Origin of the sequence: Lactobacillus kimbladii (genome assembly GCF_014323605.1) — a bacterium.
Taxonomy (GTDB): Bacteria; Bacillota; Bacilli; order Lactobacillales; family Lactobacillaceae; genus Lactobacillus; species Lactobacillus kimbladii_B.
Genome location: NZ_SCMB01000002.1, coordinates 70,263 through 94,979, shown reverse-complemented (window position 1 = coordinate 94,979; position 24,717 = coordinate 70,263). Strand labels below are relative to the sequence as shown.

Sequence of the window (24,717 nt, the reverse complement as noted above, 5' to 3'; positions counted from 1 at the left end):
TAGTCATAGATTGGCTGATAGAAAATTAACCGACAATATTGTAAATAGGTGTATCCATGACTAGAGTATTGCACAGATTAGACGACGATTTCTTTTTATGGAATTGGAACTAGTTTGATTTACAAAAAGAAGGGGAGACTATGCATGATAAATAGAGCAGTATTAACTGGTAGGGTGACTAAAGACCCTGAATTAAGAACAACACAGAGTGGGCTATCTGTTGCAGCATTTAACTTAGCAGTAGATCGGCAATACAGCAATTCACAAGGCAAAAGAGATGCAGACTTTGTCAGCTGTGTGATTTGGCGCAAAGCTGCAGAAAATTTCTGTAATTTTACGTCTAAAGGTTCACTTGTTGGCATAGATGGACGAATTCAAACTAGAAATTACGACGATAAAGACGGCAAGAGAGTATATGTAACAGAAGTAGTTGTTGATAACTTTGCTTTGCTAGAGTCAAAGAAAGACCGCCAGAATAACAATAATGGCAGTTATGCAAGTAACAGTAACAACGGCAATTACAGTAAGAGCGATAATAGTGCCAACTACGATAACAGCAGCCAAGACCCATTTAACGGTTCAGGAGACACCATTGATATTTCGGATGATGATTTGCCGTTTTAGAAAGGAACGCTACATATGAATAAAAATAAATTAATTGACTTTTCTGGACCATCTAAAGATCCAAAAGTTAATCATGAAATCAACTCAATTAAGTCAGAGCAATGTTTTATGTGTAAAAATATTCAGGACCAATTAGGAAAGGATTATTGGTCTTTTGATGGCTATTTAGAGTAAGTAATAGGACAAATATGACAGCAAAATGAAAGGAGGCTAATTAATGCAGCAAGATAAAGCAAACTATCACAGCTTGGTATTTGGTGTTCTCGGCGATCCGCAGGGCAAACAAAGACCCAGGTTTGCTCGCAGGGGCAAGCTTGTCAGTACCTACACGCCATCTGCTACGCAAAAATATGAGGAACAGGTAAGATACAGTGCCTTAGCAGTACGGCAGAAAAACGGCATTACTAAGCCTATCTCAACTGACATTAGCTTGGCTATCAGAGCCTACTTTAAAATTCCGAAAACCTATTCTAAAAAGCGCAAAGAAAGGTGCCTTAATGGTGAAGAAAGACCGAGCAAAAAGCCTGACAGCGACAACATAGCGAAAATTGTTCTTGACGGACTGAATCCAAAAATGAAAGTGGATCATGTGCAGCATAAAGCAGTTTGCGTCCATGAGGGACTATATCGGGATGACAAGCAGGTGGTGTCGCTCAAGGTGGATAAATATTATTCAGACAAACCAAGAGTGGAGATAACAGCGATGTGGAGTGACCAAGGTGGCTAATATACCTTATAACATTATCCATGAAATAGAGGACAAGTATGGCACACTGGCAATACCTGATGATAATCCACTGATGATAAAACTGCACAAAGCAACAGGGGCAGAGCCTCGGTTAAAGATGAAAAGAAATGCGACTGGTCAGATGTTTACTCCACATTATTATGATGATGAAGTCATAAGAATGGTAAAAATGGGTTTTTCTGTAGGTGAAATTGCAACAAAGTTAAATCATACCAGGTCAACAATAAACAGGATATTGCTTTACTATAGAATTAAGCCTAGGGATATATTTAAGGGAAAATACGATGATGTTTATATCGTTAATTTAAGCAATTTAAAATATTGGGGCATTGTAGCTAAGAATACTGAAGTAGCTAAGAGGAAAACTCACCATGAGTTTATAGTTAAGAAATATCATTGGTGCGATATAAAGCCCGGTGAAAAGTACATGGTAGCTGGCAATGACACTGAAGTCTTTGTAAAAAAGTAAGGTTGATGGTAATGATTGGAGTTGTTCAATTGAGTTTTTTAAAAAGCACCAAAATTGATACAGTCAGAACAGCGCAAAATGTTAAATACTTTTTTGAGCATGACTTTGACCATTATTTGAACCTTTCGGGCAAGCATCGCTCGGATTTGTCTAGTCCAAAAATGGATATAACTGGAATTACAGCACACAACGGAGTTAACCATCAAGATGAAAGCATGGCAGTTAATATTGATGCAGATAATTGCGTTTTAGCAGTTGATCACACCATTAGCAGTTGCAGCAATTCAGGTGATAAGCCGTATGGAACTATCCTTTATCTTTCCTACATCAAAAATATTAGTAATTATGCTATAGCTCAACGATTGGGTTATCAGACTACACGATATTATGAACTAAAAAACAGAGCTTTAGTTGAGTTTGCGGAAAGAATGGAGTTATATCGCAAGCGAGATCATACTTCAATTGAAGATTTGAGAATCTTTGAAGATGAACAACAGGGAAAATTTCAAAAGCGGACAATGAGCGAAGAATGAGCGAAGTCCGAGCGGAGTGTTTTCGTTATATTATGATAGTGTCGAGAGTTGGGGATAATTCTTGATAGCTATTAAAACCGTCCGAAATGACGTTAAACTATTGTTCACAATTCTTAAGTTTTTTTTACTATATCCTTCTCAAAAAGTAGTTGCGGTAATGGTTGTAGCTGGGTTCGATTCCCAACACCGCAATAGCAATGAGTGGCTTTCCCAACGCGCACAATGATCAGCAGGGAATGTATGAGAAGATGGCATGTGCATTATTTGGCACGATGAGTCTTGCACTCATTGATTATAGGAAAGTGGAAGTAATTGATAACTTCATGTGGAAAATGTTAACACAGGTTTCAGGTTTGAATCCTGACTTTCCTATAGACATGCGATGACCTTGATTTGATATTTAATAAGTTTCAAGAGTTTATTATTATTCAAGTGAGCTGATCAAGCGAGCGTGTTAGGAGCGTGTGTTTTAGTAATTAATAAGCACAAAACATTGTCTATGGTAACTTCCATTAATGCCGAAAAATTGGGGTGCAAATCCCCACACGCTCTTATAGCCAAGAGGCTAAAAATATTTAATTAAGCTGGAACTTATTCCAGCTTTTTATTTTATAGAAACAAAAATGTGAAGGGATGCGTTTTATATCAAATTTTTTAAAGTGTAGGAAAAAGTTGCCCTTTAAATGCTCGTCTAAGCAATTTAAAAATCAATTGAATGTAGTTATAGCTGGGGCATGACAATGTTCAGCACAGGCTAATAATATTAGTTTTATTACCATAATAAAATATTAACAGCTTATTTAATAAGATTAATTATTATATTAAAAATATAATGTGGATTACTAATCAGTGATCCATATTTTTATGTCCTTAGTGTAACGGTAGCATAGTGGTCTCCAAAACCACAGATGAAGGTTCGAGTCCTTCAGGAAATGTTTAACAATAAAAAATGTTATTTAAAGAAAGAGGTTTGTACAAATGAATTCAAAAATACCACCAGAAAAGCTTTTAAAATCTAGTTGGAAAAAAGACTTTCAGCAAACAGTATTAGTAGGGTTATCAAATGTAAAAGCTACTCAAAACATATGTGATACAAAATTAATTCATAACTATTGTGACAAGAAGCTTTGGGATAACAAGCCATTGATGAAAGTTATTAAAAAGCTAAGTGAGACATAGAGGTGAGATATGCAATGCTTGATAAAGAAATGCTAAAAGCTGCAGCTGATAAACTTGGGATGATAGTTACATTTGGTTCAGATAATCCTGGCTTTTATTCAGAAAGTGATAATAAATTTTATAGCTTTTCTGATTTAGAAAAGATAATTAATAAGACATTTCATGTAGATGATTTAACTGGTAAAACGGTAACGAGCAATGCCAAGAATTAGAAAGTGCAGAGTGCGTGGTTGCAGAGCACCAGCGTTCGTGCCAAATCATTATTGTCAACAGCACATTGCGCATGAGGCAGAGTATAGAGCAGAGCGAGCCAAGTTTGAACATAGATATCAAACCAGGCAGTCCAAGCAATCACGTTGGAAATACAATCATATCTCACGCTATCGCAACGAGACTAAGGCTAAACAGAATAAGTTCTATCACTCTAAGGAGTGGCAATCGTTTCGTAAGGTAGTTTTTAATCGTGACTACCATTTGTGTCAATATTGCAAGGCTCGTGGTGTAATCAAAGAAGGAAACGTTGTTGATCATGTGCTACCAGTTGAACGCTTTCCAAATAAGATACGTGACATCGACAACATGGTAACGTGCTGCAAGAACTGTCACTACTGGAAAACTAGGTTCGAAGAGCAATACTATGGCACTGGACTACATGGCACACCAACAGACAATCCACCACTCACTGACATTAAATCAATATCAGAGTTGAGTGATAGAATTAAAAGCAAAAAATAATAACCCCCCGGGCTATATGTCCGTAGGGAAGAGCCGCAACATGTGGTGTTCGCTTGTGTGACAGACCAAATTTTGAAATTTTTTTGATAGGGGGGGTAAAACTGACAAACGTTGATTTAACAAGGCCGAAAGTGCCTACGCAAGCTCCAAAATGGCTCGATAATTACGGAAAACGTCTATGGCCAAAGCTTGCGAATTATTTGAACAAAAATTCAAAAGTTTTAAGAGCTGATGAATATTTGTTGCAAGAATATTGTTCAGCTTATGACGTTTATCGCAAGGCTTACGATTCAATCAGAAAAGATGGTATTCAGCAAAAAGTATTTAAAACTATGCTAAGTCCAGTTACTGGTAAACCAGCTGCTAAAGATTTTCAAGGATTCAGAAAAAATCCTGCCTATCAGATGATGTCCGACTCACTTTCAAAGATGAATCAAATAGGCAGAGAATTAGGATTGAGTCCAAGAGCAAGGTCACAAATGATGGAGTTGAATTCTCCTAGTGACAAGAAGAAGGAATCAGTTACGGATCAATTAAAGGAGTTTTTTAAACAATGAAAGTTGATTTAACACAAACTCATGATGTTGATGGCTCATATGAAGCTATTGACTGGTCAAAAATTAGAGAAAAATATAAAGATCCAGGCACCAATTATTGTTTTGATGTATTAAATAAAAAAATACAAGCAGGCTACTTAATAAAGTTAGCCTGCTTTCGTCATCTTAGAGACCTTCAACGACAAGGAAATAAGGATTTTCCATATCATTATGATATAGAAGCAGCTAACATACTTTTAAAATTTGCTGCAATTGCACCAAATGTTGATACTGGTGAGCCTACAAAATTAATGGATTGGCAAAAATTCATTTTCTGCCAAATGATAGGTTGGCGTGATGCAGATAATTTAAAGAGGTTTACGAGAGTCATTGTCAGTGTTGCCCGTGGTCAAGGAAAGACCTACTTAATGGCGATCTTGGTAGCATTTAGCTTTTTAGTTGAATCTATAGATCTTCAGAACCAAGATTATTTAGTTGCTTCTATAAATTACAAGCAAACGATGAAGATCTTTGGCTACATTAAGTCAATGCTACGCAAAATAATAGAGATTAAACCTTTTAAAGATTTGGCTAAAGATGCACAGCTAGAATTACAATCAGAGCAAATTATAGAAAAGAAAACTAATAATATTCTTCGAGCTATATCACATGAAGCTGGACAATTTGACTCATATCACTTTAGAACTGCTGTGTTTGATGAAATTGGTGAAGTAACTACACGAGAAAGAATTTCAAAAATAATTTCTGGTCAGGTTAAAGTTAAAAATCACCAGTTTGTTCAAATTTCAACAGCCTATCCTGATCCTACAGTTCCCTTTCATGAAGATGAAAAAATGGTAATTCAGGCCATGGAGCAAGATTTTAAACGAGAAGCAGATTCTTATTTAGGATTGATTTGGACACAAGATGATTTAGAAGAAACCTACGAACCAGAGACATGGTCCAAATCTAATCCATTACTTAATTTAGAAGATCAAAAAGAAAATTTGCTATCTGGTTTAAAAGATAAAAGAGATAATGATTTACTAACAGCAAATATTTATGATTTTCAAAACAAAAATTTAAACATTTGGCTAAAGCAATCTACCTCTAGCTACTTAAATTTAAAAGATGTTGAAGCAGCAATTGATGATGGTTTTAAAATCAAGGGTCGAGAAGTTTACATTGGTTTAGATTATTCCATGTATTCAGATAACACGGCTATAGCTTTCATTTTTCCATATCGTGATCAGCAAGGCAAACCACATTGGCATATTACACAGCATAGCTTTATTCCTTTTAAACAAGCAGGTTCTATTGAAGCAAAAGAAAAATTAGATGGAATAGCATATCGTGAATTTCCTGAATTTTGTACTATCACTTCAATTCCTGAAGGGATAATTAATCCGGAACAAATTTACAAATGGCTTGTGCAATATGTTGAAGACAATGAGCTTCAAGTTGTTTTTTTGGGATACGATCATTATGGTAGTTTTCAGGTTAAAAACATAACCGAAAGTTTGAGTAGTAGTGAAGGCTGGTTAATTCAAGATATTGCACAAAGAACTAGTGAATTGGGTAATCCCACTAAATTTTTGCAAGAGAGCTTTGCTACAGGGAAAATAACACGATTTAATGATCCAATTATGGAAAAAGCGTTACTAAATGCAACTATTAAAGAAGATAAAATCGGGATACAGATTGAAAAAGACAAGGCAACTTTTAAGATTGATGTTGTTGATGCAATTATTGATGCAATGTATCGAGCGATGGATCACTTTGAAGAATATGGATTGACTAATGATAAATCAACTGTTGTTGATCGAATGACAGCAGAACAAGTACGAGATTGGTTTAGAAATCCAAAATCTGGATTAACGTAAAGGAGAAAAAATGGTTAAAGAACTTTTGAAAATTATATGGCAATTTATTGATGTAATTCTTTATATCGTTGGTGTAGTAGCTATTGCCTATGGCTGCTTTTTAATTAATAAAAGCATGGGATTTATAAGCATAGGAATTATAACTCTTGTTACAGCATTTTTAACTGAAGTTCTCGCCACTAAGAAGGGAAGTGATAATTAATGCCTATATTCAACTGGAAAGCAACAAATTCTAGGGCAGCACCCAAGCCTGCATATTCATTAAATGATAACGAGGATGACATTAACTTTTTAATAGCCAAGTCTGAAAAATATGTGTCAGCCGATAAGGCTCTTCACAACTCTGATATTTTTTCACTTCTTATGCAATTGTCGGGAGATTTAGCCTTAGTTTCATTGCAAGCTAGTAGCGAAAGAGTTCAGTCACTTATTAATAATCCAAGTACAACAACTAATGGAACTTCTTTTTGGCAAAGCATGTATGCCCAACTTTTACTAGATGGTAATGCTTATGCATACCGCTGGCGCAATATTAATGGTGTTGATTTGCATTGGGAATATTTACGACCTTCACAGGTGCAGCCTATGCTTTTAGAAGATGGTTCAGGACTAGTCTATAACATTAATTTTGATGAACCTGTTTACGGAACCTTTGAAAATGTACCACAGGTAGACGTGATCCATATTCGCTTAATGTCTAAAAATGGTGGTATGACTGGAATATCTCCGTTAACTGCTCTTACTAATGAACTAGACATTAAAGATGCTTCTAACGATCTGACAATGTCAGCTTTGAAACAATCTGTAACTACACCTGGTATTTTAAAAGTTACTAAAAGTGCCTTATTAGACGAAAAAGATAAAGCTGCACGTTCTCGTAAATTTATTTGGCAATTACACCATAGTGATGGCGGACCAGCTGTTATTGATGATCTAGAAGATTATCAGCCGTTAGAAATAAAATCTAATATAGCTCAGTTGCTAAACCAGGTAGACTGGACTAGTAAGCAAATTGCCAAAGTATATGGTATTCCTGACAGTTATTTAAATGGTCAGGGTGATCAACAATCGAGTTTGAAAATGATGGGCAGTCAATATGCGCAAGCTCTAAATAGGTTTGTTAATCCTATTGTTAGTGAACTAAACAAAAAAATGAATGCAAAAATTACAGCTGATATTAGGCCAGCTATTGATGCCACTGGGGATGCATATGCTGATACTTTGGCGGGCTTGACCAAGAATTACGCTTTAGCAGGTAATCAGGCCACATACATTTTGCAACAAATTGGTTATTTGCCCAAAAAGCTTCCTAAAGCAGCAAGTATAGGCGGTAAAGGAGGTGAGATAATTGACAACAATACAAATCAAAGGACCGATAATTGACGATATGAACGGTGAGTTCATGTCGTTTTTTGGTGAAAATAGTTATGCCTATCCTGCCAAGGTTAAGCATGATTTGGAAAATAGTAACCAAAAAGATGTGGTTGTTGAAATTAATAGTCCAGGTGGCTATACAGCTCCAGCTGCTGAAATTTATACAGATTTAAAAAACTATCAAGGAAATATAGAAGTTCATATAGTTGGTGAGGCAGATTCAGCTGCTTCTATTGTTGCAATGGCTGGTGACAAAGTATTAATGTCGCCAATGGCCATGATGATGATCCATAGAGCCATTAGTTCTGCTGATGGCAATACTGATGATTTTGCCAGTGGGAAACAAGCCTTAGATGAACTTGACCAAAATATTGTCGATGCCTATGCAGCCAAGACAGGTAAGGATAAACAAGATATTTATAATCTTATGTCTAAAACTACCTGGATGAATGCAAAAACTGCTGTTCAGGAAGGCTTTGCAGACGGCATTATGCAGTTTGATAATGCTAAACAAAATCAAATTGCAGAGCCAATGATGAACGCAGCTGTTGCTATACCACACTTTAATGCAGAGAAAATCTTAGAATTCAAAAACTTAATTGCTGAGAAGCAAAAAATAAAAGTAAAAGACGAAAATACAAAAACGAAAAGTAAAACTGAAAACTTAGATAAGACCAAGCTTGTTAATCACAAACTTGGCCTTTTGTTTGGAGGAAATTAAATGGAATCTATTAATGAACTTGCTACTGCACGTGATGCGGCAGGGAGCAGGGTAGAAGAATTAGAAAACAAGCAAAATCAAATTGCTATTCAGTTAGTAGCTGATCCTGAAGCATATTCAGATGAAGACATTACAAAAATTAAAAATGATCTAAGCAAAGCTATTAAAGTGAGAGATTTTGCACAAACTGCTTTAGACAACGCACGCAAAAATCTAAAAACGCCAAAGCCAGTGGTCGGCAGTGATCACCCTGGTGAATCTGAAAAAGTAATAGCAGCCAAGAAATCAAAAGAAATTTGCGATAAATTCGTATCCGATTTTAAAAATATGGTTACTTCACAAGTTTTGCCCGAAGGGTCTGACAAAGAAGGACCTAATGCTGGCTTGACTATTCCAGTTGATGTACAAACTGCTATTAATAAGCTCAAGCGTTCATTTACTTCACTTGAAAACTTGGTAAAGATAGAAAATGTATCTATGATATCTGGCTCACGTGTTTATGAAAAATTAAGCGATGTAACACCATTTACCAATCTGGATGATGAAACTGCTGAAATTGGCGAAAATGACAGCCCACAATTAACTATTGTTAGATTTGCCATTCACCGTTACGCTGGTATTTCTACAATTACCAATACTCTGCTTAAAGATTCAGCTGAAAATATTTTAGCTTGGATTGAAGACTGGATTGCCAGAAAAGATGTTATTACTCGCAATACTGAAATTTTAAAAGTATTGAATAATGGTAAGGATGGAAAAACACCGACTAAGGTATCAATTGCTGACTTCGATAGCATTAAGGATCTAGAAAATAATACACTTGATCCTTTAATCCAAGCTACTTCAAGTTTTATCACCAATCAGTCAGGCTATAATGTTTTATCAAAAGTTAAAGATGCTGAGGGTAGATACTTAATTCAACCAAGTCCAACTCTTCCAGATGTTAAGCAAATTTTGGGTCATAATGTAACTGTCATTACAGATAAGTTTTTACCAGATATAGACGGTGCTCACCCGTTATACTTTGGTGACTACCACATGGCTATTACTTTGTATGACTATCAACGAATGACATTAGTGTCAACTAATATTGGTGGTGGAGCTTTCGAAAAAGATTTAACCAAAATTAGAGCTATTGATCGATTTGATGTTGAACTACTTGATGAAGGAGCATACGTAATATCCACGTTTACTAAAATTAAAGACCAAGAATCAAGAGTAATTACTGGTGGATCAGGAGCAGCAAACAGTACAAACGATAGTGATGCAAGTGCTGATGGCAAAGCTGATACTAAATCTACTACTAGCTCAAAATCGACTGATACAAAGACTGGTAAGTAATTATGGCAACCTTTTTGGAAGTCGATGCCGAGCTTAAACGTACATTAGGCTTCTTGCCAGATGATGAAGCTTTCGATGCTCAATCAGAGGAACGACTTAAAAGCCTGCTAGTTGGTGCTGAACTTTATGTTCAGAATGCAATTGGCGAAGATGATAAATTTTACCAAATAGAAGAGATTAAAGCGTTATACAAATTAGCATGCTATGCAACAGCTGCTAATTGGTTTAATCATCCTGTATCTGCAACGGCTAGTACAACTGCAATGGCTATTATTGGTCAGTTGCGAGGTAAATTTGCTTCGTACGAAGAGGAGGAGCAGCAAAATGGTTCAACTTCAGAATCCGGATCGACTGAACCAGGTAATTAAGTTTGGCACGATTGAAGATGGGGAAGATATTAACGGCTCTCCCGTTGAAAAGTTCGTCCAAATAGGCAAACCAACTCTATGTGGTAACTGGCAATTAACAACCAATCAGATCATTCAAATGGATGGTTTGGATAAAAAGCAAAGTTTTATTGTTATCGTTCACCATCGAAAAAGCTGGTCTGGCATTACTCATGCAGAACTGAGTGGCGAACAATACAATGTTGCAAATATCTACCAAGATCCATACAACAATCCAACAGCCTATGATCAGATTGTCCTAAAGAAGGTTGGTGATGCCAATGACCAATGATTTAGATAGAAAGCTTGAAGATTGGTATCAACAGGTGGCTAAAGCCTACACCTTAACACCTGCTCAAAAAAGCAAGGTAACTGGAGCAGGAGCAGCAGTTTTTGCTGAAGTGTTAAAAGGAAACACGCCAGTTAGTTCAGAGCATTATCGGACAGGTCGATCGGTTGGCCATATTAATACCAAACATGGCCTTAGGCCTAGGAAAACTAAGCACTTGCGAGATTCAATCACGTTTAAACCTGGCTTTACTAGCGAAAAAGTAATGGCTGGGGACACCACAGTGGGCTTTGAAAATAAATACCAGGCAATGATAGCTAGATATGTTAATAACGGTACTGCTGGGATGTCACCTAAAGAAGTCAGAAACATGCATTTCATTGAAAAATCACAGTTGCAAGCAAGGGATCCAGTTTTGAAAGCTGAAGCTAAAGCACTGAAGGAAGTGATGGGATTATGACCGTTGCAAAACGGGTAGTTGATGCGCTGAACTCAGCTGGCATAGATGGTTTAGGGAGAGCCTATTCCTACTTAATACCAGCAAGTTCTCTTAATTCAGAAACCAAAGCTTTAATTGCCGTTTCTGAGGTCACACAACTCCCCACAGAATACGGAAGTAATACTTATACCGAGATTGAAAAAGAAATACAAATTAAAATTTGTTATCCAGCAAATTGTCAAATTGACGCAGATGATTTTGAAAAATCAATTGCGTCTTTTTTAATGCAAAAAAATTGGCGCAGACAGCCAGATAACGGTCACTATCTCGATGAACAGAGCAGATTAGAGACCGATTTATTTTTTAAAGGAGAAAATTAAATGGAAATTAAAGGAATTGACGACATTGTTGTATGGCCTTATGGTAAAGATGGCGTAATTAATACTGATCCTGAAAAAGGAGGCTTTAGTTATAACGGAAATCAAGGCAAAGTTTTTGATCCAGTTACTGGAGAAGAGCTTAAAGGCTTTTTTAAAATTGATTTGGCCTCTTCAAAAGGTGCTACTCAAGCAAATATTACTGGTCTAGCTCCTTCTGTTTCGAGAGTATATGGCTCAAACCAAGTGGCTGAGGTTGAAGTCGGCAATGAGCAGCCTTCTATCGCTCTAGGTGCAAACGATATTCCACATGTTGTTTATGATATTTTGAGTGGTTTAACCAAAGATAAGTACGGTGGCTATGCTCGTAAAGGGAGACCTAATCCAACTCAAGGTGGACTTATCGCACACTCTCACAACACTAACTATGATATTGATCTCTATTTTGCGTTTCCACTCGGAGTATTTATTACGGGAGAAGTTAATATGGGGACCAATGCTGATAATCCAGTAGTGGTCCATGACACATTAACCTTAAATTCACAGGCTAGACCTCAAGATTTGTTGCTTTATGAAAAATTCTATTCAAACGAAAAAGAATTCGATTATGCAAATATGCTCAAATACATTAGTGGCCAAACCACGACAGATAATACAGCTGGTAGCAAGAATCCAACAGATGCTGATGGTAATCCTGTTACACCTGGTTCAGGAAACAGTTCAACAGCTGGTGAATAATTAAATAAGCAGGGTGGGTAGTGGTAGGCAAATTATATAAACATTAAAGAACGGTATGACAGCCGTTCTTTTTCTTTCGAAAGGATTAATAACAATGTCAGTAAAGATTAACGGTAAGAAATTACATTTAACAACCTTTGAGGTACCAACTAGTGGCAAGAATATGCGTATGTGTCTTGTGGCACAGCGTGATTTAGCAAAAGAAAACGAAAGTTTCGATGCTTTTAATAAAAAAGTTGATGCTCTCAAAAAAGACGAAGAACTGGATAGCCAAACCTTGATCGACCTTTATGATGCTCAGATTAAGTTAATTGATACATATTCAAAATTTTTACAGCCAATTTTAAATTTATCAGATGAACAAACACAAAAATTGGAAGATTCCGATTTTAAGGACGTGGTAGATCTTGCCAATGAAGTAATAGCAAAAGTTTTGGGACTAGATTCTAGCAAAAGCACAGACACTAAGTGATCAGAATCCAGTCAGTGAATATGATCAAATGATCGAAGATTATGATTACACAATCCAACAATTATTAGTCTTTGGCCATATGTCTCCTGAGGATGCGGAAAACACTGATTTCTCAAGATTAATAGAAATAATGAATGCTCGTCCACGTGATGACAGACCTAAGTCATTGTGGGATTTTGCAGCAGATTTAGACAAACAAGGAAGGAGGTAACCAGATGTCAGGTAAAATTCCTGTTGGAGGTATGGAAACCGATATTACTCTAGACGGTAGCCAGCCAGTTAGAACGTTGAAAGAACTTCGCCAAGCGGTAACTAATTCAACTACGGCTTTAAAAGCTCAAGTGGCTCAATTAAAAGCCTCAGGTCAGTCAGCGGAAATTGCTAAAGCTAAATATGATGGCTTGAAAAAATCTATTGATAAGCAAAAAGACTATATTGCAGGTCTTACCAGAGAGCAAAAGCACTTAGTAGAAGCCCAAAAAAATGTCGACCGTTCGACCAAAGACGGGAAAATAGAATTTGGCAAATATGGCGAACAAATTGCTAAGAATGAAGGTCAGATCCAACGTGCTGAAACACGTTTAGCGTCCTTAACTAGTCAGCAAACCAAAGCTAAAAGCTCTTTAGAATACTACAAATCTGGGCTTGCCTCCTTACAAAAAGAGTACAAAAGCACAACTGAAGTCACTAAAAACTATGTTGCTAGGCTAAAAGCTGAACACAATGAGTTCCAGGCAAGCAAGGTTCAGATGCGCAGCTATAAGTCTTCTTTAACTAACCTAAATGAGCAATTAACCAAGCAAAGAATTGAGCTAAAGCGTGTTGCTGAGGAGTCAGGTAAGAATAGCGAGGCTTACAGAAAGCAAGAGAACCGAGTTAATAAGACTGGAAAGTCGCTTGCTGATTTAAAAAATAATCAGAAAGCGGTCCGTGCTGAGTTTAACAGGTTTCACCCAACAGGTATTAGTGTTGCAGATAAAGGTATTACTAGACTTAGACAGAGTACTTCCAAGTTAAGCACTGCTTTAAAGTCTTCTTTAGCAAAGGTAAAAACGGCTGCTGTGGGAGCCACAGCTGTTGTAGCTTCACTTGGTGTATTTGCAGTTAATGGTGCAAAAGAAGCAGGTTCACTGCAGAAAGTATACACAGAAAACACTAACCTACTAGTTACTTCTGGCGAAAAACTGAGAGACGTTACTAAAGAAGTAACGGGTATGCAGAAAGATGGTCGTAAATACTCCATCCAATATGCAGAGTCGCAACAAAACATTGCGAACGGCTATCAGGAATTAATTAAGCGTGGTTATACCGGCCGTCAATCATTAGGCGCCATGAAGGCTATACTGCAAGCGTCTAAAGCTTCAGGTGATAGCTTTGCCGATACTATGCAAGTTACAACTTCCACTTTGGAAGCTTTCGGCATGCGTACCAAATCAACAGCTGGTATGCTGCAAAATACCAGAATTGTGGCTAACAAGTTAGCCATGGCTGCCGATGCGACTGCCACTGACTTTAAGTCACTCGGTATTGGTATGAACTATGTTGGTACTTCTGCCAAGACAGCGGGTATCACATTAACACAGACGGCCAGTGCAATGGGTGTGCTTTCTAACTCAGGTCTGGAAGCACAACAAGCTGGTACTGGTCTGCGTAAGATCTTAATTAGTTTGCAAACGCCTTCTAAAAGTGGTGCTGAAGCATTCAAAAAGTTTGGCTTATCCGTTAACGATTTTAAAGATAAAAGTGGCAAGCTAAAGCCTATTGCCACTATTTTTAAGCAAATAGCAGACGCTGTGCCAAAGGCTGATCGTTCTAATTTCTTTCATAATGTTTTTGGAACGACCGGACAGAATGCTGCTGCTATTTTAGCGACAAATACTAAAGAGCTTCGAGAAGTTAACAAACAAGTCGCTGGTGCTTACAAAAACGACTATGTCGGTAAACTTGCTCAAAAGAACATGAAGGCGACTAAGAACCAGGAGAAGCAGTTCCACGAAGCAGTCGATGCAATACGAATAGACATTGGTAGTGCAATGATGCCAGCTTTATCTAAAGCTTCTACAGCATTGGTTAAAGCCTTTAATAAACCTGAAACGGTCAAGGGATTAAAGGAAATTTCAGCTGGAATTGGAAAAGTTGCCAATAAAGTGGCTGATTTCATTACCTGGCTTGGAAAAGGCAATAACGTTTCCAAAGTTACCAATCTTGGCAAACACTTACTAGAAGCCTTTGCAGGTTGGAAACTACTTAAAGGTATTGTTTCTGTTAAACGTACATTATCCGATTTGTTCACTGGAATCTTAGTTGGAAAGAAGAATCAGGATCAGTATAACGCCGCTTTAATTGCTACCAAGAAGTTAATTAAGGACAATATTGCTGCTCAAGAAGTTTTAAACAAAACAGAAAATGGTGGTTCCTCATCACTTGGGCTTGGAAAATCTGTTCTAGAAAACGCTGGTAAAAAAGATGCAGAGAAGTATGTTTCTGGCGTTTCTAAGAATATTCTAAATTCTAAAGGCAAAGTTAAGTTTAGTGCCTTATTTAAATATGGAACTAAAGCAGCTGAGGATGCAGGTGCAGTTTCAGGGCTTGGCTGGGCTCGCAAGTTGGTCGGTAAAATAGGTAATGCTCGAGTTCTTGGCAAATCAAAATGGATGAGTATATTTCATCCAGCAACAACAGCTGCAGAAGATGTTGGTGCAGCCAGTGGTAAAGGCTTAATTGGCAAGCTTTTACCGATAACGGTTAAAGGTTTTGGCAAAGTAGCATTAGGAGCCACAGCAGCATTTGATGCGATTGATATTTTTCGAGGTTTAAGCTCTCACAAAGCTAAACAACAACAGCATGCTAAAGGACAAGCAGCAGGTATGTCTATTGGAGCAGGAATAGGTGCAGCTGTTAGTTCTGTGGTCCCAGGCATAGGTACTGTAGCAGGTGGAACATTAGGAGCCTCTCTTGGCAAAGCATTTGCAGATTATACTCCAAAAATTTGGGCTGGCTTAAGACACCAGGCAGACGGTTTTGTTCATTACTGGAAAAAAAGCTTTGTTCCTGGATTACAAAGTGGTTTGAATGGTTTCGTTAAAAATGCCCAGAACTTGTTCAGTGGCTTTACAAATGGTCACAAAGGCGCCAATTCTAGCAGTTGGTGGGCTCAACTAGGCGCTTATTGGAATAATGTAGGCACAAGTAAAAAAGACCAGGAAAAAGCTGCTAAAGGTCTTCAAAAAGGCTGGAATAACTTTTGGGGAGGCATCGGTAATTGGCTTAATAGCGATTACAATGCCTCCAAAAAGAAAAAACCTAAGAAGTCTAAATTAAGTGCTACTGACCAGAAGGTTATGGCTTCTGCTATGGACGTATCAAAGAAGTCCATTAGCAACGTCAAATCTATGTCTAAGGCTTTAAAAGAATATGCTAAAAGCTTAGGCACTGTCAAAAAGACGATTAAAAAGAACGATCCATCAAAAGAATTAAACAGTGTCAGCAAGGCCCTTTCTAAACATGAGGGAACTTGGAAAAAGCTAAGCAAAGACATTAAGCCTATTGGGGATGCGTTTAAATATTTAGCCACCTTTGCCAAGTCAATGGCTAAGGTCGATGCGTTTAAAGCTCTCACTAAAGACCTGCCTAAATTAGAAAAGTCTTTAAATAAAAGCAAAAAAGGCATTGTTAGTGGTTTAAAAGATCTGAATAAAGCCTTTGGCGGTAAAAAAGATGGTATTTACAGCAAAGTTAAAGACGTTGCTAAACAATTTGATAACCTTGATACCAAAATCTATCACTTAAACAAAAAACTAGATGACACCACCAAAGATTTTAAAGAGATTGGCAAAGTCACCAAGCAGTTTACAAATAAGAAAAATAATCCATTTGCCAACATGGCCAAAGGTCTGGATAAGTTTAATAAAACTTTGAAGGCTGATACTAAAGCAATTACCAAAAATGTAAACAAGATTACTAAGGCATTAAATGGCAAAAAGGGCAGTGGTTTGATCGATAAGATTAAGTCGGTCAGGAAGCCCCTTAATGACGTTAATAAGGACATTAGTAATATTGCCAAGCATATCAAACCTATTTCCAGTTTCGTAAAAGCATTAAGCAAGCTATCAGGTAAAAAAGGTTCAATCAGTCAGCTTGATTCAAGCATTAAAAAATTAAGCAAAACGATCAAGAAAAACAAGTTTGGTGAACAAATTGCTAGTCAGATTAAAAAAGCTGATAAAGCCTTCTCCAATCGTGATAAGAATGACTTTGTTGTACAGCTTGAAAAAGAATTTAAACGTGCTGAGAGTGCTCTGCGTAAGTTTAAAAAACAGTACCAGAAAAACTGGACTAATCTTTGGAATGGCCTGCCGAAAAAGGTTGCTAATTCACTCAAAAAGTCACGTAGCAAACAAAATAGCGGTTTTAAGGATCTAGTTAATAATTTTGAAAGCAATGCTAAAACCTTTAATTCACACTTCAATGTTTGGCTATCATACCTAGAAAAAGTATTTAAAAACACTTTTGAAGTTGACATACCTAACTATGCAGACAAGGGCATTGCTAAAATTACCTCTGCTGTTGAAAATGCTACCGATAATTTAGATATTGCCGATGCATTCCACTTTGCCAATGGGACTGATTGGCATAAACGTTATGGCGTACCAGCTGTCCTTAACGATGGTAACGATAGCCCAGAAACTGGCAATCGTGAAGGTGTATTGAATCCTGACGGTACTATTGAAGTAGTTAGTGGTCGTAATGTTAAACGCAGGCTTATGCCATGGCAGGATGTAATTAATGCTCACGATATGGCCACTATGTTTGGCAAAGCCTACCACTTTGCTAATGGTACTAAGCGTGTCATTAAGGCTGGTTCTGATAATAGCAAATTAATCAAATTAATTGATTCTGAAATCAAAAAACGGGATCACAGATACCAGGAATCCAAAGATCATCGGGATAAATTAGACAGGAGACGTGATAAAAAAGATTCAGCAGCTGAGAAAAAGCGTGCTGAAGCCAAAGCTAGAGCTAAATCGCAGAAAAAAGAGCTGGATAAGCTTGGCGATCGTATTTCTAAAGCTCTTAAAAAAGGGCAAGCAGATCGTGCTAAAAATTTAACTGCTGAATTCAATAAATTAAGCAAGAAGTATTCTGCCTCCAAAAAGGCTGCTAAAAAGCCAAAGAAACATGCTGGTCAAACATTAGTTGATCAAGGATTGTTAACTGGCGCAAGCCATAGAATTGGTCACTCACAATGGATCAGTAATTCATTGTTTAAAAAGCTGACAACAGCTCCGAAAGCCAAAAAGAAAAAGACTACTTCTACCAGACGCAAAACAACGACTACCAGACGTAGAAGTAGTAGTTCTAGCTATAGTTTAGGCACGGGGACTAGCAGTGCTGTCACAAGAGTAAAAACTAATTCAAAAGCAACTAGTTCATTAGCCAAATCTTTGAGCAAGCTTAAATCTAAGACTATAAAGGTTACCGCAAAAGTTAGTGGTCAGGCTTCAGTTAAAAAATTAACTAAAGCTATTAAAAAGGTCAAAGGCAAAAAGCCTAAGATCAAAGTCAAAGTAACTGGTACGTCTAATCTTAAGAAACTGCAAAAGAGTATCACGACCACACATAAGCGTGTTACTTCGCTAGAAAAAGCAGTTAAGAAGAATAAGTTTGGCAAAGAGATTGCGAAACAGGCCGAAAAAGCTACCAAATCATTAAAAGGCAAAGGCGACTTTTCTAAGACATTCAATAAAATGGTCAAAGATGTCGAAAAGGACATTAAGTCCATGAAGAAGAGCGCCACTAGTGAATTTGAATCAATGGAAAAGAAAATTCAAGCTTCCATGAAGAAAATTCACAATGGCGTAGTCAAGCTTGCCACCAGCACAGCTACTGGTTTTAAAAACGCTTTGCACAAGATGATTGGCTATGCCGGCACTGATATGAAAGGCACTATTTCCCAGTTGAATCGTGGTATTAAGGGCATTAATAAAGTCTTATCACAATTTGGCGGAAATACAGCGGTCATTAAGCCAGTTAAATTTGCACGAGGTACTGTCAATGGTGCTTTAACCCACGATACCTTAGCAATGGTCAATGATGCCGAATATGGCCCAAAACAAGAAGCTGTTATCCGTGGCAATGATGTATTGTTACCACAATACGACAACCAGATTGTTAAATTGCAAGCTGGCGATAAAGTCCTTAACGGTGATCAAACACTAGAATTGGCACATAGCTTAGGTTTGCCACACTTTGCCAAAGGTTCAGGCGTCAGCCACAGTGCATTGCGTAAGCTTGCTGAAAAGAGTTTAAAAAACTTCGCTCAGGCCTTTAAATCAATGTTTACAAAGAACGTTGATACTAAAGGCCATGGCATCGAAAAAGACTTTACTAATTTGAGCAAGCGCTCAAGCACTCATTATGGTGAACCCTGGTCACAGGCTATCTGGACAGTTATTGAAAATGCTATTGGAGATGGTATCGGAAAAGGCGGCACTCGAGAAGCCTTCTTACGCTACGCTGAAGAAACTTTTAAAGGTGTTAAGTATGTTATGGGTGCTGCTTCTAAAACAGCCAGTGACTGCTCAGGTATGGTTTCACAGGCACTTAAACACTTCGGTCTTGACATTGGCCGTACAACTGTTGCAATGCAAAACTCGGCAGGTGTCCAATATTTGGGCAAGGATATTGCTAAAACGATACCAGGTGACTTAGTAATTTTTGGACATGGTGCCGGCGCAGCAGGTCACGTTGGTATTGTTAAAGATCCTGAACGGGACACAATGTTCAACGAGACAACACCTAGTGCACGTGTATCTCGTATCTCAGACAATAAGTCAATGGGTTATGGTTTCTACCGGGTAAAAGGACTTCATAACGCCAATAGCAAAAAGCATAAAGGTCCAACCAAACAACTTTTAGCACTGGCGAAAAAAGAGCTTGGTTCAAAGGCTATTGCCTGGATTAAAAAGCATCTTAGTGAAACTATCAGCTCATTCAAAATCACTGGTGATATTGGCACGCGTGCTAATGTGTTGGCCAAAGCTTTAAAGCAACTCGATTCACACGCCACCAAGAATGGTATTACAGCTATTTTAGGTAATTGGTCGCTTGAATCAACTCTAGATCCAAGTTCTGTTAATCCAGATGGTGGCGCAAGTGGCTTGGGTCAATGGTTAGACAGTCGTCAAACTGCCTTAAAAGCTTACGCTAAAAAGCACCATAAAAGTTGGCAAGATGCAGCAACACAATTAGAGTTTGCCCTGCATGGTGATGATCCAGCTGATAGAGCCACTTTTAAGTCAGTTTTGGAGGGCAAAGGCAGTGTTGCTTCCCTTGCTGGTAAATTCTCAGCTGAATGGGAACGTGGAGGCTATAACGCTGGCCATATTGCTCGCGCTGAACAATTAGCTCCTTCTATCAAGTTTGCCAATGGTGGAATTACTGATAAGCCTGCAATCTTTGGCGAAAAAGGTCCAGAAATGGCAATACCTTTAGTTCCAACCAAAGCTACCCGTGCTTGGGAATTAATTGGCAAAGCAGTTGGCATATTATCCAACCAAACTGGCTTTAATACACAGCAGCCTGTAGTTGATCAGAAAGAAAAGAAAGAAGAACACGAATTCAGACAGGCAGTATTATTACTACTGCAACAATTAGTAAACAAAGATGGTTCAGCAAATATCACCTTAACGACACCAGATGGACGTACGTTATGGCAAGTTGTTGAACCATTTTTCAAAGAAAACCAACGTTCTAATCAAGTCAGACAAAGGAGGGGATTAAGTGGCAACTACTAGTAATTTTTCAGGTTTGATTTATCAGGGAAAAAACTCGGCAGATCTAGGCATAATGGTGCAATATCCTGCAGATCCTGTCTTTGCAGTACCAGATCTTAATCCCACACATATACCTGGTCGCTCGGGTGATTTTATTGAAGACGACAATTCTTATCAAAATGTTACTAAGACATTCAATATCATTATTAACCGTCCGCTAGATGTTACGCAGTTCGACTGGGAGCGTGAGTTTATTGACTGGTTAGCAAGCCCTATAGTGCAGGGTCAAAGGCAGTATAGATATTTACAGTTTGATATCGATCCGCAATATGCCTATAACGCTATTGTAACGACACCACCTACAATTAGTTGGGATCAACAAACACCTAATTTAGGCACTGGGCAAATAACATTCTACTGCGAGCCATTTGAATATCGTGTTGATGGTATTAATTATATTGATTTGCCAAAAAATGGTGATGTTTATAATGCCGAATCTAGAATTGCCATACCGAATTGGCATTTTGTAACAAAGGGCTCATTTATGTTAACTGTTAATGATCTAAGCTATCAATTTGACAATTTAAATGGCGAATTTTGGCTCAATGGCGATACAGGTGATACTACTGATGCCAGTGGCACTTTGTTTAACAATCAAACTCACTTTCCTAATTTACTACCACCAGAATTGCCACCAGGTCATAATAATGTTTCAGCTACTGCAGAAGCAGGGACAATTACCCAAATCGAATATATGCCAAGATGGAGGCGGTTAATTTAATGGCAAAAATTACAATTGGTAAAATACCAGAGATAAATTTTGAACAATATGATTACCTGCTAGATTATCCACATTGGTATCCTAGCGTTAACAGTGATTTTACAACTCCTGGTCTAACCTTAAGGGATGCAACTAGTTGTAAAGTATCTTGGAACTATAATCAGTTTCCAACTCTGCAGATGATGTATCCTAAAAATGGATTACATGTTAACAGTTTAAAAGAAAATACTTATATATTAACGGATACTAACTTCAAGTTTGTTCATCAGCTATTCAAAATCGTCCATACACAAGAAGAAGGTACTCAGGTAGTTATAGATGCTAACCATATAGCGTCGACCTTAAATGATGCTACTGTTTCTGATACCATTCAAATTGTTTCAGGTTCTGCTCAGGATCTTATGAATCAAGTGCTGAATACAATGCAACCTGCTAAAAGCTTCACTTTTGATAGTGATGTCTTAAGTGTCAGTAACATTAATATTGATAAAGGCCAGCAAGCCGGTACTATCCTAATCAGTCCTGACCAGGAAGGTGATGCTGCTGTTCAGTCATTATTAGGGTTGTTTGGTGGAGAATTGGAATTTGATAATTTTGATATTCACCATTCAACGCAGTCTGGCTCAGACACTGGCATAATTGTTGATTACGGGAAAAATATTAAAACGTTTTCTCAAGAACGCAACATTGAAAATATGTGGACTGGTGCAGTATTTGTAGTTACTTATGAACCTGGGCAAGCCATTGCGACTGAAGATAATACGGATTGGAACAATTGGGACACAGAATATTCCAATGTAGCCACAGTCTATATGGCTGGTGGTTCTGTTAACATTTATGATTCGCCAGTTGAAGGCCAAAAATTAATTGACACTTTGACAAATGGCAACAAAATTAACTTAGGTAACCCAGTTCATGACGGCGATTTTACTCCAGACGGCAAGTTTCAAATTAATACTGTCAATGGTGATGACTGGTATCCCATTAAAGGTGGAGGCTGGATTGACGCTAACTGGCTTAACTTTGATCAAAGCGGAGATTACCTTGTTAATAAGGTTACTGGCGATGGTGTTGTTCAAGCTGGCAATGTTTATGACGAAGACGGTGCAGGTTCACGAGTTAGCGTATCAGGCACAGCAGTTGTAGCCTATAAGCCTGGTGGCTCAATTCGCGTATTTTATTCCCCTGAAATTGGTCCTGATCATTATCCAACTGGAAAAACCTATAAAAACGGTGCAATTGTCCACTATGACATGGTCGAACGCAATCAAAATGGAGATTTATGGTATCGCATAGGCGACCACCAATGGCTTTACGGACCACATTTATCGTTAACAGAAGATGGAGCATATAAGTCCTACACAAACAACGGTTACGGTTACATCAAAGATGGTGCCATCAAATACCAATGGGATGCTAAAAACCATAAGATGATCCCGACTACCACTACAGTTGATACCCACGGCAGCAGCAAACAGCCTTATCGCTGGGTAGGTACTGGTAAAAATAGACATAAGGTTCCCAATAAGGCATATTGGGAAGAAAAGAAAAAGAAGGTCAAAGTTAAAGCACATTCAGGTATGGCTGAAATTGATAAAACAATCGTTCAAGGTGGTAAGACTTATTACCACACCAAATATGGCTGGATAGCTTCTGGCTCAATCGACTACCACAAAGACGGTAGTGTTAAACCTAAATCTTGGGATCAAATCCTAGAGCAAAAGCTGAAAGACCACTCTAAAGTTGAGATTTATGATACTCCTGACAGTAGAAATGCATCTAATTGGTCGATACCTTCAGGCGCTAGTTCAGCTAATGGCGATTTTACTATTGGTGGCCATGAAGCCAAAGGTGGCGATGGCAAAACTTATGTCGAAGTTACCTATAAGGGCCACACAGGTTGGATACCAGAGGATAATTTAACTAATTCAACTCTACACGCCCCTGATGATACTGAAGATAGTGATGGCGAAGATGATGGCAGTAGTTATGATGCCAGCGTTGATGAATCGCAAAAACAAGTAACTGTTAAAGTTGGACCATTGTACGCAGAAGGTTTTGGCATTGATCCTAATATTGACAAGGTTAACACAGTTGACTTAAGCAGCAATTTTAAACATGACGATCAAGACCTATCAGGACAACAGCCTGATGGGTCTTTTGTTGCAACACAAGCGGATATCGACCAATTAACACAACTTGGCAATAACTATTTAAAAGAACATCGTTATGGGCATGTTGATGTATCCACTACTGTTGATTATGCCGAGATGTCTGGCATTAATGCTGACTGGACACAATTAAGTTTGTACGATCGTGTTTATGTTAGGTTCCAACCTTACGATATACAGGAAACAGCTGAGGTTTGCGGAACAGTTTATGATTGCTTAGCTCACCATTATGAACAGATACAACTGGGACAGCCACCGGAAAGTTATCTGCACCTAATGGAACAAGCAATTGAAGATAAATCAAACGAAAAATTTAAACGAACCAATCAAAAAATCAAAAAAGCCTACGGCCTTACAGATTCTGTAGCCAAAGCGTTAAAGCTTGAAGGTAAGCAGCGTGAAGAAGCAGAATTGGAGATTGGTAAGCAAATCGGTATAGTTAGTGATCGAACTGGAAAACTTGAAGTACAGGCTGATCAGTTTGATCAAGCTTTACAGCAGTATAATGCTGAAATGCAAGAGGCACAAGCTTGGATAGCTTCTGGTGGTTCTGCAGTTTTACAGTTTGTAGATGCTTCTGGAAATCAAACTTATAAAAATCCTGTTGAAATTAGAGCAGTTAATTCCGAAGGATCACTTAGATTCAACAATCATGGTTTGGGCTTTTTTAGTCCAAACGGTAACACTAGAACAGCTATTAGATCAGATGGAAAAATCAATGCTGAAGAAATTGATGCTGGAATTGTTAGATCACTAAATGCTGAAAACTTAGTAGTTAACGGTTCTCTAGTGACACATGTTGGTGGAACTACCTTAACTGTTGGTGCAATAAATGATGGCTTACCATCGTCAATTAGTTCATCAATTACCGGAGCCTATGGAGTAGTTGTTACAAATGGTAGTGATGCGGTCGTTATCAATAGTAAAGGACTTTGGCTAGCAAGAGATGGTACAGTTAATGGTCGTGTTTCTAGTGAGGGAACGAGTTTAATTAGTGGATTATCTTTTGACGGTAATGGTCATATTTTTGATGCTAATGGTGGATTTTTAAAAACAAAGGATTTGGGAATTTACTCAATTCAAGCTTGGGTGCGGAGACATTGGAATGGCAAATCTTCTCAATGGGACTTTATGTAAGGAGTCATA

At 37.9% G+C, this 24,717-nt stretch carries 25 protein-coding genes; all 25 read left to right on the top strand.

Going from position 1 to position 24,717, the window contains the following annotated elements; all coding sequences use genetic code 11:
• The first annotated feature begins 144 nt into the window (after positions 1-144).
• The 25 genes from ssb (at position 145) to ERK18_RS03495 (ending at position 24,708) form a co-directional block, all read left to right on the top strand.
• Positions 145-624, top strand: coding sequence for a single-stranded DNA-binding protein (gene ssb, locus ERK18_RS03615; RefSeq protein ID WP_187154345.1), 480 nt, complete (start codon positions 145-147; stop codon positions 622-624).
• 15 nt (positions 625-639) lie between these two features.
• A complete protein-coding gene (locus ERK18_RS03610) occupies positions 640-798 on the top strand; it encodes a hypothetical protein (RefSeq protein ID WP_187154344.1) in 159 nt (52 codons plus the stop codon).
• Between the two features lie 43 nt (positions 799-841).
• Positions 842-1,351, top strand: a complete 510-nt coding sequence (locus ERK18_RS03605) for a RusA family crossover junction endodeoxyribonuclease (RefSeq protein WP_187154343.1) — start codon at positions 842-844, stop codon at positions 1,349-1,351.
• The gene (locus ERK18_RS03600; protein ID WP_187154342.1) at positions 1,344-1,841 is read left to right on the top strand and encodes a hypothetical protein; all 498 of its coding nucleotides are present in this window, start codon (positions 1,344-1,346) and stop codon (positions 1,839-1,841) included. The genes ERK18_RS03605 and ERK18_RS03600 overlap by 8 nt, the downstream gene beginning before the upstream one ends.
• Positions 1,842-1,870: 29 nt before the next feature.
• A complete protein-coding gene (locus ERK18_RS03595) occupies positions 1,871-2,374 on the top strand; it encodes an ArpU family phage packaging/lysis transcriptional regulator (RefSeq protein WP_187154341.1) in 504 nt (167 codons plus the stop codon).
• Between the two features lie 236 nt (positions 2,375-2,610).
• Complete coding sequence (locus ERK18_RS03590) at positions 2,611-2,760, top strand: hypothetical protein (protein ID WP_187154340.1); 150 nt, start codon at positions 2,611-2,613, stop codon at positions 2,758-2,760.
• A gap of 592 nt (positions 2,761-3,352) precedes the next feature.
• Entirely contained in the window at positions 3,353-3,553 is a 201-nt protein-coding gene (locus ERK18_RS03585) for a hypothetical protein (RefSeq protein ID WP_187154339.1), read from the top strand.
• A 14-nt stretch (positions 3,554-3,567) separates the two neighbouring features.
• On the top strand, positions 3,568-3,765 hold the full coding sequence (locus tag ERK18_RS03580) for a hypothetical protein (protein ID WP_187154338.1): 198 nt from the start codon (positions 3,568-3,570) through the stop codon (positions 3,763-3,765).
• A gap of 262 nt (positions 3,766-4,027) precedes the next feature.
• Positions 4,028-4,288, top strand: a complete 261-nt coding sequence (locus ERK18_RS09575) for an HNH endonuclease (protein ID WP_315984344.1) — start codon at positions 4,028-4,030, stop codon at positions 4,286-4,288.
• 83 nt (positions 4,289-4,371) lie between these two features.
• Positions 4,372-4,845 (top strand): phage terminase small subunit P27 family, encoded by a 474-nt coding sequence (locus ERK18_RS03570; protein ID WP_187154569.1) that lies wholly within the window; start codon positions 4,372-4,374, stop codon positions 4,843-4,845.
• Positions 4,842-6,707 carry a terminase large subunit gene (locus ERK18_RS03565; RefSeq protein WP_187154336.1) on the top strand — a complete coding sequence of 622 codons (1,866 nt, stop codon included), beginning with the start codon at positions 4,842-4,844 and terminating at the stop codon, positions 6,705-6,707. The genes ERK18_RS03570 and ERK18_RS03565 overlap by 4 nt, the downstream gene beginning before the upstream one ends.
• 10 nt (positions 6,708-6,717) lie before the next feature.
• On the top strand, positions 6,718-6,909 hold the full coding sequence (locus tag ERK18_RS03560) for a DUF1056 family protein (protein WP_187154335.1): 192 nt from the start codon (positions 6,718-6,720) through the stop codon (positions 6,907-6,909).
• On the top strand, positions 6,909-8,090 hold the full coding sequence (locus ERK18_RS03555) for a phage portal protein (RefSeq protein ID WP_187154334.1): 1,182 nt from the start codon (positions 6,909-6,911) through the stop codon (positions 8,088-8,090). The genes ERK18_RS03560 and ERK18_RS03555 overlap by 1 nt, the downstream gene beginning before the upstream one ends.
• Entirely contained in the window at positions 8,056-8,802 is a 747-nt protein-coding gene (locus tag ERK18_RS03550; RefSeq protein WP_187154333.1) for a head maturation protease, ClpP-related, read from the top strand. The genes ERK18_RS03555 and ERK18_RS03550 overlap by 35 nt, the downstream gene beginning before the upstream one ends.
• Positions 8,803-10,143 carry a phage major capsid protein gene (locus ERK18_RS03545; RefSeq protein WP_187154332.1) on the top strand — a complete coding sequence of 447 codons (1,341 nt, stop codon included), beginning with the start codon at positions 8,803-8,805 and terminating at the stop codon, positions 10,141-10,143. It abuts the gene before it with no gap.
• Between the two features lie 2 nt (positions 10,144-10,145).
• Complete coding sequence (locus tag ERK18_RS03540; RefSeq protein ID WP_187154331.1) at positions 10,146-10,511, top strand: head-tail connector protein; 366 nt, start codon at positions 10,146-10,148, stop codon at positions 10,509-10,511.
• Positions 10,468-10,821: a phage head closure protein gene (locus ERK18_RS03535; RefSeq protein ID WP_187154330.1), complete on the top strand. Its 354-nt coding sequence runs from the start codon at positions 10,468-10,470 to the stop codon at positions 10,819-10,821. Before ERK18_RS03540 ends, ERK18_RS03535 begins: the two co-directional genes overlap by 44 nt.
• A complete protein-coding gene (locus ERK18_RS03530; RefSeq protein ID WP_261982426.1) occupies positions 10,805-11,278 on the top strand; it encodes an HK97 gp10 family phage protein in 474 nt (157 codons plus the stop codon). Before ERK18_RS03535 ends, ERK18_RS03530 begins: the two co-directional genes overlap by 17 nt.
• Positions 11,275-11,637: a DUF806 family protein gene (locus ERK18_RS03525; RefSeq protein WP_187154329.1), complete on the top strand. Its 363-nt coding sequence runs from the start codon at positions 11,275-11,277 to the stop codon at positions 11,635-11,637. Before ERK18_RS03530 ends, ERK18_RS03525 begins: the two co-directional genes overlap by 4 nt.
• Positions 11,638-12,372, top strand: coding sequence for a phage tail protein (locus ERK18_RS03520; protein WP_187154328.1), 735 nt, complete (start codon positions 11,638-11,640; stop codon positions 12,370-12,372).
• A 94-nt stretch (positions 12,373-12,466) separates the two neighbouring features.
• Entirely contained in the window at positions 12,467-12,844 is a 378-nt protein-coding gene (locus ERK18_RS03515; protein ID WP_187154327.1) for a phage tail tube assembly chaperone, read from the top strand.
• 28 nt (positions 12,845-12,872) lie between these two features.
• Positions 12,873-13,055: a hypothetical protein gene (locus tag ERK18_RS03510; protein WP_187154326.1), complete on the top strand. Its 183-nt coding sequence runs from the start codon at positions 12,873-12,875 to the stop codon at positions 13,053-13,055.
• Between the two features lie 4 nt (positions 13,056-13,059).
• Entirely contained in the window at positions 13,060-20,640 is a 7,581-nt protein-coding gene (locus ERK18_RS03505) for a phage tail tape measure protein (RefSeq protein WP_187154325.1), read from the top strand.
• The gene (locus ERK18_RS03500) at positions 20,627-21,400 is read left to right on the top strand and encodes a phage tail protein (protein WP_187154324.1); all 774 of its coding nucleotides are present in this window, start codon (positions 20,627-20,629) and stop codon (positions 21,398-21,400) included. Before ERK18_RS03505 ends, ERK18_RS03500 begins: the two co-directional genes overlap by 14 nt.
• Entirely contained in the window at positions 21,400-24,708 is a 3,309-nt protein-coding gene (locus tag ERK18_RS03495) for a phage tail spike protein (protein ID WP_187154323.1), read from the top strand. The genes ERK18_RS03500 and ERK18_RS03495 overlap by 1 nt, the downstream gene beginning before the upstream one ends.
• Positions 24,709-24,717 lie beyond the last annotated feature (9 nt).